An 18,440-nucleotide genomic window follows, 5' to 3' on the forward strand; every position below is an offset into this window, starting at 1 on the left:
CCCCGTCAGGAGGTCGAGGGGGCGGGAGGAATCGAACCCTCGGGACCATCGGCCGGAGTTGGTGGCCTTTGTTCGCTACCTGGAATTGGTGAGGGCGAATCACCATCGTGGTCACCCCCACGTTTGTATTTCACCTGGAACCAAATGGTTCGCCCGGCCGGGTGGTCGTGGACGTCCCAGCGATGCGAGAGCGTTTCGACCAGCATGAGACCTCGTCCGCCTTCGGCGAGAAGGTCTCCGCCGACACGCGGAGCGGTGTCACCACCGGCGTCCACCACGTCGACGTGTATGAGGTCATGACAGTCGGCGATGGCGAGCGTCACCCGTCCGCCGTTTCGCGAGTTGGAATGAACCACGGAATTCGTGACAACTTCGGAAACCAGTAGCGTCACGTCGTCCAACGCCGGATGGCCATCCCCGAGTTTCTTTCTCACGTAGTCACGGGCCTGTGAGACCGACTCGGGAGAACCGACCAGATCGGTAACGCCAAGCAGGCTTCCTGTCATCATGCGCTTGCCTTTTCGCCTCGCCGGAAAGGTTCGTGCGTCGTTGGAGACTTCGCCTTACCAGGGTGACGACAGAGGGCTACGATCGGTAGCGATTTCCGCTCACACCGTGAGCACACTTGGGTTAGCGGAATGGTTAGTCAGCTTAAATGTCCCTATTCTGATGGTAGGTGAGACATGCCCCCCGGCAGTGATGTCGACCCTCACGAGTCCCCGCGTGCCCTTTTCGCCTTCGAACTGCGTCGGCACCGGGCCACGGCGAAGCTCACCCAAAGGCAGCTCGCCGAGCGCATGGGGTATTCCGACGCCATGGTCGCCATGGTCGAGACCGCCAAACGTCCCCCGTCCGAGCGCTTCGCCGAACTGTGCGACGAGGTCTTCGGCCTGGACGGCACCATGAAGAGGCTGTACATCGCCACCACCTGGAACAAGGCGCCAGAACATTTCCGGCCCTGGCTGGAGGAGGAAGAGGAGGCGACGGCCCTGAGGGGCTGGGAGCCGATGCTCATTCCCGGCCTGTTCCAGACCGAGGCCTACGCCCGAGAGATCTTCGCGGCCGAACCCGACATCACCAGCGCGGAGATAGACGAACGTGTCGGGGCCCGCATGCAGCGGCAGTCGATTCTGCATCGCGAACACCCACCCCTGGTGGCAGTCCTGATCGACGAGGCTGTAATACGTCGCCCTATGGGAGATACGGAGATCATGCAGGGGCAGTTAGGGTACTTGCTTGAGGTCGCTCAACATCCACGGGTGACCATTCAGATCGTGCCCTACTCCGCACAGGCGCTCTGCGGTCTTCTGGGAGGATTCATCATCGCTGAGCGCAACGGAGTGCCCCAGACGGCTTACGTGGAAGCGCAACCCAACGGGCGCACTGTGGAGGACCGCAACATGCTCGCGAAGCTTCTTCGCCGGTATGACGCGATCAGGGCTGAAGCCCTACCGTCTAGTCAGTCCCTCCAGCTCATCAAGGAAGCGGTGAACCAAAGTGGATCATGACCTTCGAGGTGCGCGGTGGCGCAAGAGCACTCACAGTGGCGGCGACGGCGGTAACTGTGTCGAGGTGGCGTCGAACATTTCTGGTCTGTTCGCGGTCAGGGACAGTAAGAACCCGGCCGGTCCGGCGCTGGTCTGCGCGCCCGGCGAGTGGTCCGCGTTCGTGAACGGCGTCAAGAGCGGCACGTTCAGCTGAGAAGCACGCGGGACGTTCGTCTGAGAAGCACGCGGCAGGTTCGTCGGAGAAGCATGGCGGCCCTCCGCGGACGAGCCCGGTCAGCCCGCCAAAGAGGCGCCGTCACCGACAGGCAGTGACCACGCACGCCCGGCCGCCTCAGCGGTCGGGCGTCGCTTCGGCTCTGAACAATGACCTCGCCGTATATGACGCGATCGAAGCCGGGGTCGTACCGTCTGGACAACGTCTCCAACCTGTCGAGGAAGCGGTGAGCCAAAGTGACTCATGACCTCCGAGCTGCTCAGTGGCGTAAGAGCACCTACAGCGGATCTGACGGCGGTAACTGTGTCGAGGTGGCGTCGAACATCCCTGGTCTGTTCGCGGTCAGGGACAGTAAGAACCCGGCCGGTCCGGTGCTGGTCTGCGCGCCCGGCGAGTGGTCCGCGTTCCTGAGCGGTGTGCTTCAGGACGTGCCGCCGAAGTCGACCTCCTTGGTCTCGACCGTGCCGGCCGTCCGCCCCGGCGCCGTCTGGTAGGTCCAGTACAGGTTCGTGTGCGCGATGACCTGGGCCGGCGGCGGCGCCCCCCATGCCGTCTGGTCCTCCGTCGTGTGGGCGTCGCTGACGAGGGTCGTGTCGTACCCCCGGGTGAACGCGCCGTGGAGCGTCGAGCGGACGCACGCGTCGGTCTGCGCGCCGACGACGACGAGCCGCCCGACTCCGAGGCCGGACAGCACGGTCTCGAGGGTGGTGTCCTCGAAGGAGTCGCCGTAGCTCTTCTCGACGAGCGGCTCGGCGTCGCCCGGAGTCAGCTCGGGGACGATCAGCCAGTCGTCGCCGCCCCTCACGGTCTGCTCGTCGGAGTGCTGGACCCAGACGACGGGGACCCGCTCCCGCCGCGCCTTCTCGACGAGGCCGCCGATGTTCGCGACGACCGTGTCGCGCTCGTGAGCCGCCCCGACGACGCCGTTCTGCACATCGACGACGAGAAGCGCGGTGTTCGGCCGGTTCTCGAGTGTGGTCATGGTCTCCCCTTACTCACGCTGGGCTTCTGGGTCCACTCACGCTAGACCTCCCCACCGACAACTCGCCCGGGACGAACCTCGGTCCGCCCCTCGTGGGCATCCTGCCGCGTGGGCCGCGGAGCGCCGGAGCGGCGAATGCGCCTGATGAGCGCTCCGCCGATCACAGGGGCTCGGCCCAGCCCGTGCCTTGCCCGGGCGTGCCTGTGGGGAGTTCGGCGGGGCTGGTGCGGTCTCCGGGCGTGCCTGTGGCGTGTCCGGTGGGCCGGGTGCGGTCCCCGGCTCAGCCTGAGGGGAGTTCGGTAGGGGCTGGTAATTTCGTAAATTGCCGTGCCGGCCGGGCGAGTCCGGCGACGCGTTTATTACCGCTGAAGGCCCGCATAAAAGGCGAGACATTAAACGCTACCCTCGGCGATATCCCGGTCACCGGCGGCCCGGAGGGAAGCCGTCCTCAAGGTAGAGGCTCGCCGTGCCGGTGTTTCGTGCGCACGCCCTGATCCGAGCCGCCAGCCCCCGTCCGAGCAGGCCGTCGAGCTCATCGGGCGGGACGAAATCGATGCGGTCGATCTCGACCTGATCGAGCCGGATGCCGGCCACTTCTCTCGCGCCGAGAACCCCGCCGTCGAAGACGAACATCAGCCCGCAGTCCCAAGGCGGGCGCGGTGAAACCCAGTCCACGCAGAGGAGGGGTCCGATATCGGGGGTGATGCCGAGTTCTTCGGTGATCTCGCGGGTGCAGGCGGTGTATGGAGACTCGTCCTTTTCGAGCATGCCGCCCGGGATATCCCAGTGGTCTTTGTACGTGGGATGCACCACCAGGACCTTGCCGGATTCGTCGCGAAAGAGCGCGCCGGCCGCCGCGCGGATCCGCGCCAGCCCGGCGATGTAGGAGGGAAGAGGCCCCTCGTCAGAGTCATGCATCCGACGAGCCTACGGCGTGCCAGGCGGCTTGCTCCTTTACCGGGCCAGGCGATGTCGGGATACGTGGGCGTGGGGATATGCGGGGTGCGGGTTTCATGCCGGGCGCGGAAATGCAAACGGCCTCCATAATGGGCGCCCGCGATCGGTGCCGCCGGCCGCCGGGATTGAGAACCTCACACACTTTGATATGGCGCCTACCGGGCTGTCAAGACGTGCCCGACCACATGTCTGAACGAAAGATGAACGATGTTGACGGCTTCAAACGGTCAATGTACATTCTGTGAACTTGAGACGGGGGAACGATGCATCCGCAGGTCAGCTAGGAGGCGACCCTTGTCACGTCCGGAGCGAATAGCCCATTCGAAGATCACTCGCAAGTTCAGGTCCGCTGGACAGCAGCTCTTATTCGCCCAAGGCAAGGGAGGCGAGGTCTCGGACGCGAACGGCGCGAGGTACATCGACTTCGTCATGGGTTATGGCCCGGTGATAATCGGGCACTCCGACGACCTTTTCAACGAGATGATGTGCGGTCATCTGGTCAATGGCGTGATGATGCCGGGATACACGGTCTTCCACCAGGAATATCTGGAGCGGCTGCTCGGAGACCGGCCCGGAGACCGCGGCGCCTTTTTCAAGACCGCCTCCGAGGCCGTCACGGCCGCGTTCCGGCTGGCCGCCATGCGCACCGGGCGCCTCGGCGTCGTCCGCAGCGGCTACGTCGGCTGGCATGACGCCCAGATCGCCAACTCCCTGAAGTGGCACGAGCCACTGCACTCCCCGCTGCGCGAAAGGCTCAGGTACACCGACGGGATGCGCGGCATCGGCGGCTCCGAGCCCGTGCTGAACTGGGTGGACCTGCGCCTGGAATCCCTCGCCGAGCTCCTGGACCAGCACAGGGGGAGCCTGGGCTGCTTCGTCTTCGACGCCTACCTCGCCTCCTTCACCACCCCGGAGGTGCTGCGCCAGGCCGTCGCCATGTGCCGCGACGCCGGGCTGCTGACCGTGTTCGACGAGACCAAGACCGGAGGGCGCATCTCGCCGCTCGGCTACGACCACGATCACGGCCTCGGCTCCGACCTCGTGGTGATCGGCAAGGCGCTGGCCAACGGGGCGCCGCTGAGCCTCCTGGTGGGCGGGGCCGAGCTGCTGGCCCACGCGGAGCGGGCCCGGCTCAGCGGCACGTTCTCCAAGGAGATGATCGCGGTGTACGCCGCCCTGGCGACCAGGGACATCCTGGAGAAGCCGGCAGGGGACTCGCCGGACGGCTGGGCGGAGATCGGCAGGATCGGCACCCAGGTGGCCGCGGCCATCACCTCGGCCGCGCGGGACGCCGGGGTCGCCTCCCTGGTCGGCGCGAGTCCGGTGCTCGGCGGCGGCATGTTCGAGCTGACGTACGCCGACGAGGTGCTCGGCGACAAGGAGGGCAGGGACGCGCTGCTCAACGCCTTCGCCGCGGCCGGCATCCTCCTGCTCGAAGGCCACCCGTCCTTCGTGAGTCTCGCGCACCGCGACATCGACTGGGGCGAGTTGCGCGACCGGGCACGCCAGGCCTTCGAACAGTGGACCGCCTCGACGGGAGCGAACCGTGACTGACCCCGTACGCATCGCCCTGGTCGGCTGCGGCCGCCAGATGCGGCAGAACCTCTTCCCCTTCTTACAGCGCGTCCGCGGCCACCAGATCGTCGCCTGCGTCGACCCCGACCTCTCCCTGGCGGCGGAGATCCAGGCGCAGACGTACGGCGCGGTCTGCGCCGAGTCCGTCGAGGGGCTGGACCTCTCGACAGTGGACGCGGCGGTGATCGCCGTCCCACCCGAGCCCTCGTCCCTGCTCACCCGCCACCTGGCCGAGCGCGGTGTCGACTGCTTCGTGGAGAAGCCGGCCGGCCCGTCCACGCCCGCACTGGAGGAGCTGGACCACGCGGTACGGCGCAGCGGGCGCAACGTCCAGGTCGGCTTCAACTTCCGGTACGCGGAGACCCTCGCGCGCCTGCACGAGCTGACCACGGCCACCCGCGCCACCCCGTGCTCGGTGACCATCGACTTCTACAGCCGCCACCCGTCGGCTCCGCAGTGGGGTGTGGACACGACGCTGGAGGCGTGGATCCGGCACAACGGCGTGCACGCCCTGGACCTCGCCCGCTGGTTCGTGCCCTCCCCGGTGGTCCAGGTGGACGCGCACGCCATTTCGGGCGGCCCCGACCGCTTCCAGGTGGTGGTGATCCTGCGCCACCTCGACGGCTCGCTCTCCACGCTGCGCATGGGCAACAACCTCAAGCGCTTCCTGGTGAGCGTGAGCGTGCAGGGCACGGACGGCAGCCGCTACAGCGCCCCCTCACTGGAGCGGGTGACCTGGGACCTGGACGCCGGCACGCCGCTCGGGCAGGAGCTGCACAGCACGCGCAACCTCGACCACGGGTGGGCCAGGAGCGGGTTCGGGCCCGAGCTGGCCTTCTTCATCGAGTCCTGCCGGCGTTCCGTACGGTCTCTGGACGGCGTGGCCGGCGACGGCGTGGCCGGTGCCGAGGACGGGCCGGGGGTCGGCGACGCGCTCGCGGCGTCGGCGCTCTGCGACCGGGCGCTCGAAGGCCTCGCCGCCCCCGCCGCGAACGGCTTCGGCGTGGTCACGCACCCGATGCGGGCCTCGGCCCAGGTCGGCTAGGTGACCTTCCGCGTCGAACGGCCCGCTGTGCCCGTGGGGGTGTGGGGGTGGCTGCGGGGGCACCTGCGGCGGCACCGGTGGCTGCTGGCGGTGTTCGCCGCCGCGTCCGTCGCGGCCAACCTCTGCGCCACCCTCGTCCCCGTGTACGTCGGCGAGGCGTTCGCCCAGGCCACCGGCTCCAGCCCCGGCCTCGCGCCGGTCGCCGCCGCGGCGGTCGCGGCGGGCCTGCTGGCGGCCGGCCGGTTCGTCGCCGACGTGCTGTCCAGCGGCTCGATGGAGGTCATCGCCCAGCGGGTCAAGCGGGACGCCCGCGACGAGCTGTACCGCAGCCTGCTGGGCAAACGCCTGTCGTTCCACGACCAGCAGCGCATCGGCGACCTGCTCGCCCGGGCCATCAACGACGCCAAGCTGGTCGACTACATGTTCAGCCCGGGGATCGCCACCGCGTTCAACGGCCTGCTGGCCCTGCTCGTGCCGATCCTGTTCATCGCCTCCATGCACGCCTGGCTGCTGCTGGCGCCGGGCCTGATGGTCGTGGTGTTCGGCTTCGCCCTGCGCCGTCACCTGCGCAGGCTGCACCCGCTGACCATGCGCACCCGGGAGGCCTTCGCCGACCTCAACGACCGCTTCACCACGACCCTGAGCGGCATCTCCACCGTGAAGGCCGCCACCCAGGAGGAGCACGAGCGGCGCGCCTTCGCCGAAGCCGCGGCGGCCTACCGGGACGCGTACGTGAGGCGCGGGAAGGCCCAGGCCGTCTACCTGCCCGCGCTCAGCTTCGCGCTCGTCATGGCCGTCGGGTCCCTGCACTCCCTCCAGCTCTACAGCGAGGGCACGCTGACCCTCGCCCAGGTCGTCACCTACCTCGGCTGGCTGGTGCTGTTCGCCCAGCCGGTGACCATGTCGGAGCAGGCCGTCCCGGTCATCCAGGAGGGCGTCGTCGCCGCCGCGCGCATGCGGCAGATCATCGGCGGGGACTCCAGCGAGCGGGAGGACACCGACGGCACCTCGGCCTCGGTCGAGGGCGCGATCACCTTCGACCGCGTCCGCCTCACCCTCGACGGAAGGGAGATCCTGCGCGACGTCTCCTTCCACGTGCCCGCCGGCCGGACGCTCGCCGTCGTAGGCCCCACCGGCAGCGGCAAGAGCATGCTCACCAAGCTGGTCAACCGCATGTACGACGCCACAGGGGGGCGGGTGCTGATCGACGGCAGGGACGTGCGCGCGTGGGAGCCGGGCGCGCTCCGCCGTCAGATCGGCCACGTGGACCAGGAGACCTTCCTGTTCTCCAAGAGCGTGCTGGACAACATCGCGTTCGGCTCGCCGGCCGACGCCGGGTACGAGGCCGCCTACGAGGACGTCGTGCGCGCCGCCAAGCAGGCGTGCGCCGACGACTTCGTCCAGGGCCTGGACCAGGGGTACGCCACGATCCTCAACGAGGGCGGGACCACGCTGTCCGGCGGGCAGCGGCAGCGCCTCGCCATCGCCAGGGCGCTCCTCACCGACCCGAGGATCCTCACCCTCGACGACGCCATGAGCGCGGTGGACGCCCGCACCGAGAAGACGATCACCGAGGCGATCGAGCGGGTGACGGCGGGACGTACGACGGTCCTGGTCTCGCACCGGCCCGGCCAGATCCGGCGCGCCGACATGATCCTCCTGCTCGACGCCGGGCGCGTCGTCGACCAGGGGACGCACGACGAGCTCATGGGGCGCTGCGCCCTGTACAGGGAGATCTACAGTGGATGACACCGGCGGGCACGCGACCAGGCGGACCCCGTGACCGAGCTGTTCACCGGCCTGCGCGGCGACGACTACGACCGCGTCTACGGCAACGCCAGGCTCCTGGCCCGCATCCTGCGCTACCTGCGGGCGCACCGCGGCGCCATGCTCGCCTCCGCCGCCCTGGTCGTCGGCTCGGCGCTGCTCACCGCGTCCGTCCCGGTGCTCATCGCGCGGGTGATCGACCAGGTCAGGGACGGGCTCGGCCTGGGGTTCCTGGTGAGCCTCTACGTGGTCGCGGCGGCGGTGCTGGCCTGGCTGATGAACTGGGCGCGCCAGGCCCTCACCGCCCGTCTGGTCGGCGAGGTGGTGTACCGGCTGCAGCGCGACGCCGCCGACGCCGCCCTCGCCAAGGACGTCGCGTTCTACGACGGCAACTCGGTGGGGCAGGTGATCAGCAGGGTCACCGGCGACACCGAGGGGTTCAGCTCGGTCATGACCCTGACCCTCAACCTGCTCAGCCAGCTCTTCCTCGTGGTGCTGCTCGGCGGGGTGGTGTTCTGGATCGACCCCGGCCTCGGCCTGATCATCGTGGCCGCGCTGCCGGTGCTGCTCGGCGCGGCGCTGGCGTTCCGCAGGGTCGCGCGTACGGCCGCGGCGAGCACCAGGCGGGTGATGGCCAAGGTCAACGCCAACGTCCACGAGTCGATGATGGGCATCTCCGTCGCCAAGAGCTTCGGCAGGGAGTCGACGGTGTACCGCGACTTCGACCAGGTCAACCGGCTGTCGTACGTCGTCTACATCAGGCAGGGCCTCATCTACGCCGAGATCCTGCCGCTGCTGACGCTGCTCGCCGGCCTCGCCACGGCGGTGGTGCTGTACGAGGGCGGCCGGTTCGCGGTGCTCGGACGGCTGTCCCCGGGCGAGTGGTACTTCGCACTCCAGGCGCTCGGGATGCTGTGGCAGCCGGTGACCCAGGCGGCGTCGTTCTGGAGCCTGTTCCAGCAGGGCCTCGCCGCCAGCGAGCGGGTGTTCGCGCTGATCGACAGCGAGCACGCCATCGTCCAGCGGGGCGACGACCCGGTGGGGAGGCTGGACGGCGAGATCGAGGCGCGCGGCCTGCACTTCCGCTACGGGACGCGGGCCGCGGTCTTCTCCGGCCTCGACCTGCGCATCGGCGCGCGGCAGACGGTCGCCGTCGTCGGGCACACCGGGGGAGGCAAGTCCACGCTCGCCAAGCTGATCACCAGGGCGTACGAGTTCCAGGAGGGCGAGCTGCTGGTCGACGGCCGCGACATCCGCTCGCTGGACCTGAAGGAGTACCGGCGGCGGGTCGGCGTCGTCCCGCAGCACCCCTTCCTGTTCGCGGGCACGCTCGCGGAGAACATCGCCTACGGCAGGCCGGGCGCGGGGCGCGAGGACGTCGAGCGCGCCGTCGAGCGGATCGGGCGGCAGGTGTGGAACCGGTGCGTGCCGCTGTCCCTGGACGACCGTCTCGCCTCCGGTGGGCAGGGGGTGTCCGTCGGCCAGCGGCAGCTCATCGCCCTGGCCCGGGTGTTCGTCCAGGAGCCCGACATCGTGATCCTCGACGAGCCGACGGCGAGTGTGGACCCGCTGACCGAGCGGGGCATCCAGAACGCGCTTACCCGGCTGTTCGCCGGCCGCACCGTGCTGGTGATCGCCCATCGGCTGTCCACCATCCGGCGGGCCGACCGCATCCTGGTCCTCCACGAGGGCAGGGTGGCCGAGGACGGGGGCTTCGAGGAGCTCCTCCGCAGGGACGGCCCCTTCGCCGCCCTGTACGCGACCTACTACGCCTACCAGCGGCCCGCCGCCGAGCCGCGGCACTCGGGCATCTCGGACCATCCGCGGTGACCACCGTGACACCGGGTCCATCCAGGGAGCCCTGGTCTCCGGTCGCGGGACCGCCGGCACCCTGCTCGCCGATTCGTGACGGCGAGCAGGGTGTGACGCGTGGCCCCGGTCCAGGGATCAACGGGGCCACGGGGCTTCAGCTGCCGTAGACCTCCATTTCCCAGAGGGAGTAGCCGTAGCCGGTGGCGCGCTGTGTGCCGTACATGCGGACATAGCGGGCGGTGGTGGCGGTGAAGCTGAGATCGTCGGTGCCGCCGTCGGAGGTGGTGGTGGTGTAGGCGGGTGTCCAGGTGGTGCCGTTGGTGGAGGTCTCGATGCGGTAGGCCTTGCCGTAGGCGGCCTCCCAGGTGAGCTTCACCCGGTTGACCGAACGGTTCGCGCCGAGGTCGACGGAGATCCACTGCGGGTCGGAGAAGGCCGAGGACCAGCGGGTTCCCGCGTTGCCGTCGACCGCGTTGGCGGCGGCGGTGCCGGCGTTCTCCACCGAGGAGGCGGTGACCGGACGTCCCTGCGACAGCAGCCCCGAGGTGGGCGGCGGGGTGGGCGTGACGGTGGGCGTGGGTGTGGGGGCGGGGCCCGTGGTCAGGATGATCTCGTCCAGGTCGAACAGCGACCCCGCGCCCCCGGTGAAGACCAGGAACAGCGGGCCGGTGGCGGTTCCGGTCAGCGTGGTGGTGACCGACTGCCAGTTCTCCCAGCCGCCGGTCACCGGGACGGTGACCGATCCGAGCAGCGTGCCCGTGGCCGAGCCGGACCGCACCTGGATGGTGCCGCCCGCGCCCGCCGACGCGATCCGCGCCGTGATGCCCGTGGCTCCGGCCGTGGAGACGCCGGAGAAGCCGAGCCAGTCGCCGTTGTCGATGTAGCCGACCGCCTTGCCGCCGTGCGCGCTGGCCTTGTCGACGACCTGGGTGCCGAGCTGGGAGGTGAAGCTCTCCGCCTGCGTGGCGGGCGAGGGCGGCGGCGCCGTGCAGTCACCCGTGGCGACCCCCGCCGCCCACCGGATGCCGCCGAGCAGGTGGGTGCGGAACAGCGGTTCCGCGTACGACTGCTGCGTGTGGCCGAGACCGGTGTACCAGGCGCGCCCGCCCCGGAAGGGGTGGCACCACGCGATGGGGTGGTCGGCGCCCATCGACCCGCCGGTGTAGGTCGACTCGTCCAGCGTCGCCAGCACGTGCGCGACGTCACGCGGGTTGGTGCGGTAGTTGTACAGCTCGTCGGTCCGCACCCAGGCGGCGGGAAGCTGGGCCGTCGAGGGGTGCGCGCGGTCCTCCACCCGCACGGTGACCTGCTGGATCGCGGGGTGGGAGGCGAACCAGGCACCCACGAGCTGACCGTAGTACGGCCAGTCGTACTCGGTGTCGGCCGCCGCGTGGACGCCGACGTAGCCGCCGCCCGCGGCGATGTAGGACTCGAAGGCGGTCTGCTGGGTGGCGTCCAGCACGTCGCCGGTGGTGCTCAGGAAGATCACGGCCTTGTACTGTGCCAGGTTGGCCGTGGTGAACGCGGTGGCGTCCTCGGTGGCGTCGACGGTGAAGTTGTTCGCCGCGCCGAGGTCCCTGATGGTCTGGATGCCGACGGGGATCGAGTCGTGCCGGAACCCCGCCGTCTTGGAGAACACGAGCACCTTGTAGGCGGGATCGGCCGCGAGGGCGCTCTGCGCGCCGATCCCGAAGACCGCCAGGATGAGGGCGCCCATGAGGGCGACCAGGAACTTAGACACCGTAGACCTCCATTTCCCAGAGGGAGTAGCCGTAGCCGGTGGCGCGCTGTGTGCCGTACATGCGGACGTAACGTGCGGTGGTGGCGGTGAAGGTGAGATCGTCGGTGCCGCCGTCGGATGTGGTGGTGGTGTAGGCGGGTGTCCAGGTGGTGCCGTTGGTCGAGGTCTCGATGCGGTAGGCCTTGCCGTAGGCGGCCTCCCAGGTGAGCTTCACGCGGTTGACCGAACGGTTCGCCCCGAGGTCGACGGAGATCCACTGCGGGTCGGAGAAGGCCGAGGACCAGCGGGTTCCCGCGTTGCCGTCGACCGCGTTGGCGGCGGCGGTGCCGGCGTTCTCCACCGAGGAGGCGGTGGCCGGACGTCCCTGCGACAGCAGCCCCGAGGTGGGCGGCGGGCCCGATCCTGTGCCCAGAGTGAAGTCGTCCAGGTCGAACAGCGCGCCGGCGCCCCCGGTGAACACCAGGTAGAGCTTGGTCGTGCCCGCCGGGGCCCCCGACAGGGGAGCGGTGACGTCGGTGAAGGTCTCCCAGCCGCCGGTCACGGGCACGGTCGCGGTGCCGAGCAGCGTGCCGGTGGGGGAGCCCGCCCTCACCTGGATGGAGCCGCCGACGCCGCCCGAGCTGACCCGCGCGCTGAACGACGGGATGCCCGACAGGACGTACGGGTCGAACTCGATCCAGTCGCCGTTCTCGATGTTGCCGACGGTCTTGGCGCCGTGCGCCGTCGCCTTGTCGAACAGCGCGATGCCCTGCGAGGTGGTGTAGTGCTCGGCCTGGCGGGTCTTCGGCTGGGTGACGACCTGCGCGTGCGTGGTCAGCCCGCCCGCGTCGGTGTACTCGGCGTCCCAGACTCCGAACAGGTTGGCCGCCCCGTCGTGCTCACCGTTGAGCGGGGTCTGGATCGTGCCGGCGCAGCCGGTCGCCGTGGCCATCGGGTGGCCGTGCGTGTCGTGCCCCAGGATGTAGTTCATCTTGACCCGCGAGCAGTCGATCGTGCCGTCCTCGGCGTCGGTCGCGGTGATCCGGTACGGCACGGCGTCGCCGAAGGAGAACACCTGGCCGTTCTGCGGGAGCTGGATGCTCACGTTCGGCGCGGTGTTGCCGACGGTCACGGTGACGTTGGCGGTGGCGGTCTTGCCGGTGCTGTCGCGTACCGTCAGCGTGACGATGTAGGTGCCGTTGGTGGTGTAGGTGTGGGTCGGGTTGGCCGCCGTCGAGGTGCCGCCGTCGCCGAAGGCCCACGAGTAGGTGATCGCGTCGCCGTCTGGGTCCGAGGTGCCGGCCGAGGAGAACGCCACGCTGAGCGGCGCCTTGCCGCTGAGCGGGGTGCCAGAGGCGACCGCGATGGGCGACCGCCCGCCGGTTCCGCCGCCGATGTACTCGATGCGGTAGAGGGCGGAGTCGGCGTTGCCGTTGAACCACCCGGTGCCGTAGTCGAGCACGTACAGCGCCCCGTCGGGACCGAAGGCCATGTCCATCACGGTCTTGCCCGACCAGGGGAAGGGCTGGATCGCGCCGCGGCTTCCGTCGGCGTTGACGACGATGTCCTTGATCCACCCGCGCTGGAGCTCGCCCGCGAAGAAGTGGCCATCCAGCGACTGCGGGAACTTGACCGGCGAGCTGACGTTGGTGTTGTACCGGTAGACCACGCCGCCCATCGGCGACTCGGCGCCGCAGCCGAACTCCGGCAGGTTGCAGCCGTCGTAGGTGATCCACGCGGCCTTGGCGGGCGGGAGCTTGGCCTGCCCGGTGTTGTTGCGCGAGCTGTTGGTGGGCCCGCCGGCGCAGTCGTACTTGGCGCCGACCGTCCCGGTGGCGTAGTCGTAGTGCGCGTAGGTCTCCGCCGGGGTGTTGTTCCCGGTGCAGTACGGCCAGCCGTAGAAGCCGGGCGAGGTGATCCGGTCGAACTCCACCTGGCCGCCGGGGCCGCGCGGCCCGGCCGCGCCGGCGTCGGGGCCGTAGTCGCCGAGGTAGACCACGCCGGTGGCCTTGTCCACGCTCATACGGAACGGGTTGCGGAACCCCATGGCGTAGATCTCGGGCCTGGTGTTCGCCGTCCCCGGCGCGAACATGTTGCCGGCCGGGATCGAGTACGAGCCGTCGGCGTTCACCTTGATGCGCAGCACCTTGCCGCGCAGGTCGTTGGTGTTGGCCGCGCCGCGCTGCGCGTCCAGGAAGGGCGCGCGGCCCGGACGGTCGTCCATCGGGGCGTAGCCGTCGTTGAAGCCGGGCTCGGTGTCGTCGCCGGTGGTCAGGTACAGGTTGCCCGCGGCGTCGAAGTCGATGTCGCCGCCGACGTGGCAGCAGGCGCCCCGGTTGGTCTTGACCTCCAGGACGGTCTTCTCACTGGCGGTGTTGAGGGTGTTGTCGGCGTTCAGCGTGAAGCGCGACAGCCGGTTGACGCCCTCGAAGCGGGCGAAGTCGGCCGGGGTGCCGTCCAGCGGGGAGCCGTTCGGCGGGGTGTTCAGCGGCGGGGCGTAGTACAGGTAGATGAACCTGTTGGTGGCGAAGCCGGGGTCGACGCCGACGCCCTGCAGGCCCTCCTCGTCGTTGAAGTACACGGCCAGCTTGCCGGAGACCTTGGTGTTCCCGGCCGCGTCGGTGACGCGCACTGTTCCGTCGCGGGCCGTGTGCACGACCGAGCGGTCGGGCATCACGGCCATGGACATGGGTTCGCCCACCTCGGCCACACCCTTGGCGAGGGTGACCTGCTGGAACTGGGCGGGGTCGACCGGCGCGGCGTGCGCCGGAAGCGGTTGCGCGAGCAGGGCCAGCGCCAGCAGCGTGGCACCGGCCCATCGGCGCATCGAGGGCATCGAGGGCATTGCGGCATCCAGAGGGTGGGGGGTGACCGGGGTCCCGCGGGTGCGGGACCCCGGTGGCGCTCACTGGTAGACGCGGACGTAGTCGACGAGCATCTTCTGCGGGAGAACGGTGGTCGCGTCGGGCGGGCCCGGCCAGTCGCCGCCCACGGCGTTGTTGAGGATGATGAAGAAGGGGTGGTCGAACACCCACGGCCCGCGCGTCGCCTCCAGCGTCGCCCGGTCGACCGTGTGGATGGTGTTGCCGTCCACCGTGAACTTCATGCCCTGGCTGTTCCAGTCGACGGCGAAGACGTGGAAGTCCGAGGCGAAGTCACCGGCGATCGAGTACGGCGAGCCGAACCCGCCGCCGCCGAAGTACGCGGGGGCGTGGATCGTGGAGTAGACCGTCTGCGGCTCACGGCCGAGGTGCTCCATGATGTCGATCTCGCCGACGTACGGCCAGGGCCTGCCCTGGTCGAAGAAGTCGGCGCCGAGCAGCCAGAACGCCGGCCACAGGCCCTTGGTGCCGGACACCTTGATCCGGGCCTCGACACGGCCGTAGGTGAAGCTGAACTTGCCGTAGGTGTTGATCCTGGAGGAGGTGTACTGGCACGGGCCGCCGGGGCAGGCCGATCCGGCCGTGGTCTGCCTGCGGGCCTCCATCACGAGGTTCCCTGCGCCGTCGGTCGAGGCGTTGTCGTTGTCGGTGTAGTACTGCAGCTCGTTGTTGACGCCGGGCCCGATCTCGGGCTTCCACTTGGCCGCGTCGGGCTTGGTGCCCGCCGGGCCGTTGAACTCGTCGCTCCACACGAGCTGCGGGGGGTTGCGCGGGTCGGGCGGGAGCGGCGGCGGGGTGATGGGGGCGCCTCCGGTGCCCCAGACCTGGAACTCCCACAGCGAGTAGCCATAGGCGGTCGCCCGCTGCGTGCCGTACATGCGCACGTAGCGGCCGGTGCCGTCCACGGTGAGGGTCTGCTTGAACCCGGTGCCGGTGGTCGTGGAGTAGATCGGGGTCCACGTGGCGGCGTCGGGGGAGGTCTGGATCTGGAAGGCCTTGGCGTAGGCCGGGTCCCACTGGAGGATGACCTTGTGGATCTGCGCGGTGGCGCCGAGGTCAACGTAGATCCAGCCCGGGTCGACCCAGCCGGTGGTGGAGCTGGTGGCCCAGCGAGTGGCCGGGTCGCGGTCGAACGCCTTGGCCGCCGTGCAGCCTCCGCAGTTCACGTCGTCCTGCGTGGTGGAGGCGACGCCGGGCCTGCCGTATGACAGGAGCTTGTCACCGCCGGGGTCGACGGTGGGGGTGATGGTCGGCGTCGGGGTGGGCGTGGAGGTCCCCGAGCCGGTGTGGACGATCACCTCGAACAGCGAGTCGCCGTACGGGGTGGCCCGCTGGGTCAGGTAGATCCGCAGGTAGCGGCCCGTGCCGGTCACGGTGAGGTTCTGCGTGCCACCGGTGCCGGTGGTCGTGGAGTAGACCGTGGTCCAGGCGTTGGCGTCGGCGGAGAGCTGGAGCTGGAAGGCCGTGGCGTAGGCCGCCTCCCAGACCAGGGTCACGCCGCAGACCTGCTTGGCCGAGCCGAGGTCGATCTGGAGCCACTGCGGGTCGCTGAACGCGCTGGCCCACCGGGTGCCGGCGTTGCCGTCCACCGCGTTGCCCGCCGGGAAGGCGGCGTTCTCCGTGGAGGAGGCGGTGGCGGGACGTCCCTGCGCGGCGTTGTCGGTGCCGCAGCCGGTGGCCGGCGCCGTGGTGCCGTAGACCTGGAACTCGAAGAGCGAATAGCCGTACGCCGTGGCCCGCTGTGTGCCGTACATGCGGACATAGCGCCCCGTGCCCGTTACCGTGAGATCCTGCGTGCCGCCGGTGCCGGTGGTCGTGGAGTAGATCGAGGTCCAGGTGGCGGCGTCGGCCGAGGTCTGGATCTGGAAGGCCTTGCCGTAGGCGGCCTCCCAGTTCAGCACCACACGGCTGATGCTCGCGGTCGCGCCGAGGTCGACCTGGAGCCACTGTGGGTCGCTGAACGCGCTCGCCCACCGGGTGCCGGCGTTGCCGTCCACCGCGCCGGCGGCGGGGAAGGCGGCGCTCTCCGACGAGGAGGCCGTGACCGGTCTGGCCTGTGACAGCAGGCTGTCGGCCGCCATGGCCGGTGCGAGGGTGAAGCAGGACGTGATCACGATGATCGCGGTGGCGACGAGCAACCCCAAGCGAAAGCGGCTCGGGCTGCGGGAAGAACTCACGGCGTCTCCTCGGCAGGCATGGGGGTTCGGGGAGCGCTCCCGGAGACCGAGAGTGCGCTTTCCGGTCAGGGGCTGTCAAGGGCCCAATTAACTCGGAGGAAACCTTGCGCACATCCGTGCGCAATCGTCGATGCGCGACTGAGAGCGCTCTCAAGCCGCTCTCGGCCTACTCCTTTTCACCCTCTGACCTGCGTGAACGGTGAGGGAACAGAGAGAGCGCTCCCTGCGGGCGAGGGCGGATCCGGTGTCCAGGTCACGACGATCGTTATCGGCGAACCCGTTGACACGGGGGGCGCAACGGAATGAACCTTCTCAGGGAGCGCTCCCTCCATGATCATTAATAGCCCCCCAGGGAGGGTCTATGGGCAAGCTTCGCCCCGGGATGCTCGTCACCCCGCTACTCGCCGCCGTACTGGCCGTCAGCGTGACCGCTTGTGGCGGTGACAGCGGTGGCGGCGCGGGTGCCTCTTCGGGCGCCACACAGCCGGCCGAGAAGATCAAGCTGACGGTCGCGCTGTTCAGCGACTTCCACTTCGCTCCTCTGTACGAGGAGTTCAAGAAGACGCACCCGAACGTCGAGATCGTCGAGCGCCGGGCGCAGTTCAACGACCACCACAAGAACCTCACCACGCAGCTGGCCACGGGGGCGGGCGCTGCCGACGTCGAGGCGGTCGAGGCGGGCTACATCGCCACGTTCACCCCGCTGGCCGACAAGTTCTACAACCTCAACGACTACGGCCTCGGCAAGCGGCAGAGCGACTACCTCGACTGGAAGTGGAAGCAGGGTCTGTCCACCGACGGCACCCAGCTGCTGGGTCTCGGCACCGATGTCGGCGGCCTCGCCATGTGCTACCGCACCGACCTGTTCAAGAAGGCCGGCCTGCCCACCAACCGGGACGAGGTGTCGCAGCTCTGGCCCACCTGGGAGGCGTACCTGGAGGCGGGCAAGAAGTTCGTCGGCGCGAAGGTGTCGGGCGCCAAGTGGTTCGACGGCCCCGGTGAGAACTTCCGCGCCATGGTCGACCAGGCCCCCGTCGGGTTCTACGACGAGCAGAACAACCTGGTCGCCGGCACCAACCCGGACGTGAAGAAGGCGTTCGACCTGTCGGCCCAGATGATCCAGGCCGACGAGTCGGCCAAGCTCAACGCCTTCAGCCCGCCGTGGAACACCGGTCTCACCAAGGGCTCGTTCGCGACCATCATCTGCCCGTCCTGGAAGACCGGCAGCATCAAGGACGCGGCCCCGACCACGGCCGGCAAGTGGGACGTGGCGGCGGTGCCCGGCGGTGGCGGCGGCAACCAGGGCGGCACGCACCTGATGGCCCCCAAGCAGGGCAAGCACCCCAAGGAGGCGGCCGAGCTCATCGACCTGCTGACCAACAAGGACACCCAGCTCAAGCTGTTCACCGACGCCGGGGCCCTTCCCTCCATCCCCGCCCTCTACGACGACCCGACCATCACCGGGTTCAAGAACCCGTTCTTCAGCGACGCGCCGACCGGAAAGATCTTCACCGACGCCGCCAAGGCCCTCAAGCCGCAGCACGTCGGGCCGAAGGCCGGCGACGTCCTGACCGCTTTCGGCAACGCCCTCCAGCGCATCGAGCAGGGCAAGCAGACGCCGGAGGAGTCCTGGGCGCAGTCGCTCAAGGACCTCGAAAGGATCAAGTAGCCCGCCGGGGGTGGCCGGCCCGGTGACACCGGGCCGGCCACACACCTGCCGGACGCGTCGCCGGGCGCGTCCGACCAGGTGGTCCTCCTCCGCATCCGATGGCGGGGCGCGCCGTACCGACGGCCCGCCCTG

General features: G+C 69.5%; 14 protein-coding genes. 8 read left to right on the top strand and 6 right to left on the bottom strand.

Annotation, left to right across the window (positions count from 1 at the left end; genetic code table 11):
* Positions 1-5: 5 nt before the first annotated feature.
* Complete coding sequence (locus ACOZ38_RS15140; protein WP_424531277.1) at positions 6-509, bottom strand: ATP-binding protein; 504 nt, start codon at positions 507-509, stop codon at positions 6-8.
* 174 nt (positions 510-683) lie between these two features.
* Between ACOZ38_RS15140 and ACOZ38_RS15145 the strand changes: the two genes are divergently transcribed.
* The 3 genes from ACOZ38_RS15145 (at position 684) to ACOZ38_RS15155 (ending at position 2,216) form a co-directional block, all read left to right on the top strand.
* The gene (locus ACOZ38_RS15145; protein ID WP_424531279.1) at positions 684-1,508 is read left to right on the top strand and encodes a helix-turn-helix domain-containing protein; all 825 of its coding nucleotides are present in this window, start codon (positions 684-686) and stop codon (positions 1,506-1,508) included.
* On the top strand, positions 1,498-1,701 hold the full coding sequence (locus ACOZ38_RS15150; protein ID WP_424531280.1) for a DUF397 domain-containing protein: 204 nt from the start codon (positions 1,498-1,500) through the stop codon (positions 1,699-1,701). The genes ACOZ38_RS15145 and ACOZ38_RS15150 overlap by 11 nt, the downstream gene beginning before the upstream one ends.
* A 257-nt stretch (positions 1,702-1,958) precedes the next feature.
* Positions 1,959-2,216, top strand: coding sequence for a DUF397 domain-containing protein (locus ACOZ38_RS15155; protein WP_424531282.1), 258 nt, complete (start codon positions 1,959-1,961; stop codon positions 2,214-2,216).
* Here ACOZ38_RS15155 and ACOZ38_RS15160 read toward each other — a convergent pair.
* Together ACOZ38_RS15160 and ACOZ38_RS15165 are read right to left on the bottom strand one after the other, a co-directional pair.
* Positions 2,144-2,704 carry an isochorismatase family protein gene (locus ACOZ38_RS15160; protein WP_424531283.1) on the bottom strand — a complete coding sequence of 187 codons (561 nt, stop codon included), beginning with the start codon at positions 2,702-2,704 and terminating at the stop codon, positions 2,144-2,146. The genes ACOZ38_RS15155 and ACOZ38_RS15160 overlap by 73 nt on opposite strands.
* 420 nt (positions 2,705-3,124) lie before the next feature.
* On the bottom strand, positions 3,125-3,622 hold the full coding sequence (locus tag ACOZ38_RS15165; RefSeq protein ID WP_424531284.1) for an NUDIX domain-containing protein: 498 nt from the start codon (positions 3,620-3,622) through the stop codon (positions 3,125-3,127).
* A gap of 246 nt (positions 3,623-3,868) precedes the next feature.
* Here ACOZ38_RS15165 and ACOZ38_RS15170 point away from each other — a divergent pair, with 246 nt between their 5' ends.
* Genes ACOZ38_RS15170 through ACOZ38_RS15185 form a run of 4 tightly spaced genes read left to right on the top strand, consistent with a single transcriptional unit; the run spans position 3,869 to position 9,878 of the window.
* Positions 3,869-5,215, top strand: coding sequence for an aminotransferase class III-fold pyridoxal phosphate-dependent enzyme (locus tag ACOZ38_RS15170; RefSeq protein ID WP_424531285.1), 1,347 nt, complete (start codon positions 3,869-3,871; stop codon positions 5,213-5,215).
* Positions 5,208-6,281 (top strand): Gfo/Idh/MocA family protein, encoded by a 1,074-nt coding sequence (locus ACOZ38_RS15175; protein ID WP_424531286.1) that lies wholly within the window; start codon positions 5,208-5,210, stop codon positions 6,279-6,281. The genes ACOZ38_RS15170 and ACOZ38_RS15175 overlap by 8 nt, the downstream gene beginning before the upstream one ends.
* The gene (locus tag ACOZ38_RS15180; RefSeq protein ID WP_424531287.1) at positions 6,282-8,030 is read left to right on the top strand and encodes an ABC transporter ATP-binding protein; all 1,749 of its coding nucleotides are present in this window, start codon (positions 6,282-6,284) and stop codon (positions 8,028-8,030) included. It begins immediately after the preceding gene.
* Positions 8,031-8,060: 30 nt separating this feature from the next.
* Positions 8,061-9,878 carry an ABC transporter ATP-binding protein gene (locus ACOZ38_RS15185; protein ID WP_424531289.1) on the top strand — a complete coding sequence of 606 codons (1,818 nt, stop codon included), beginning with the start codon at positions 8,061-8,063 and terminating at the stop codon, positions 9,876-9,878.
* 136 nt (positions 9,879-10,014) lie between these two features.
* On the opposite strand, the gene ACOZ38_RS15190 is transcribed toward ACOZ38_RS15185, so the two are convergent.
* Genes ACOZ38_RS15190 through ACOZ38_RS15200 form a run of 3 tightly spaced genes read right to left on the bottom strand, consistent with a single transcriptional unit; the run spans position 10,015 to position 16,639 of the window.
* Complete coding sequence (locus tag ACOZ38_RS15190) at positions 10,015-11,601, bottom strand: ThuA domain-containing protein (protein WP_424531291.1); 1,587 nt, start codon at positions 11,599-11,601, stop codon at positions 10,015-10,017.
* Entirely contained in the window at positions 11,594-14,425 is a 2,832-nt protein-coding gene (locus ACOZ38_RS15195; protein ID WP_424531293.1) for a PQQ-dependent sugar dehydrogenase, read from the bottom strand. The genes ACOZ38_RS15190 and ACOZ38_RS15195 overlap by 8 nt, the downstream gene beginning before the upstream one ends.
* Positions 14,426-14,485: 60 nt before the next feature.
* Positions 14,486-16,639, bottom strand: coding sequence for a discoidin domain-containing protein (locus ACOZ38_RS15200; RefSeq protein ID WP_424531295.1), 2,154 nt, complete (start codon positions 16,637-16,639; stop codon positions 14,486-14,488).
* 361 nt (positions 16,640-17,000) lie between these two features.
* Here ACOZ38_RS15200 and ACOZ38_RS15205 point away from each other — a divergent pair, with 361 nt between their 5' ends.
* A complete protein-coding gene (locus ACOZ38_RS15205) occupies positions 17,001-18,308 on the top strand; it encodes an extracellular solute-binding protein (RefSeq protein ID WP_424531297.1) in 1,308 nt (435 codons plus the stop codon).
* The last annotated feature ends 132 nt before the right edge of the window (positions 18,309-18,440 follow it).

Source organism: Sphaerisporangium viridialbum, from assembly GCF_049674955.1.
In the GTDB taxonomy this organism is placed as follows: domain Bacteria; phylum Actinomycetota; class Actinomycetes; order Streptosporangiales; family Streptosporangiaceae; genus Sphaerisporangium; species Sphaerisporangium viridialbum.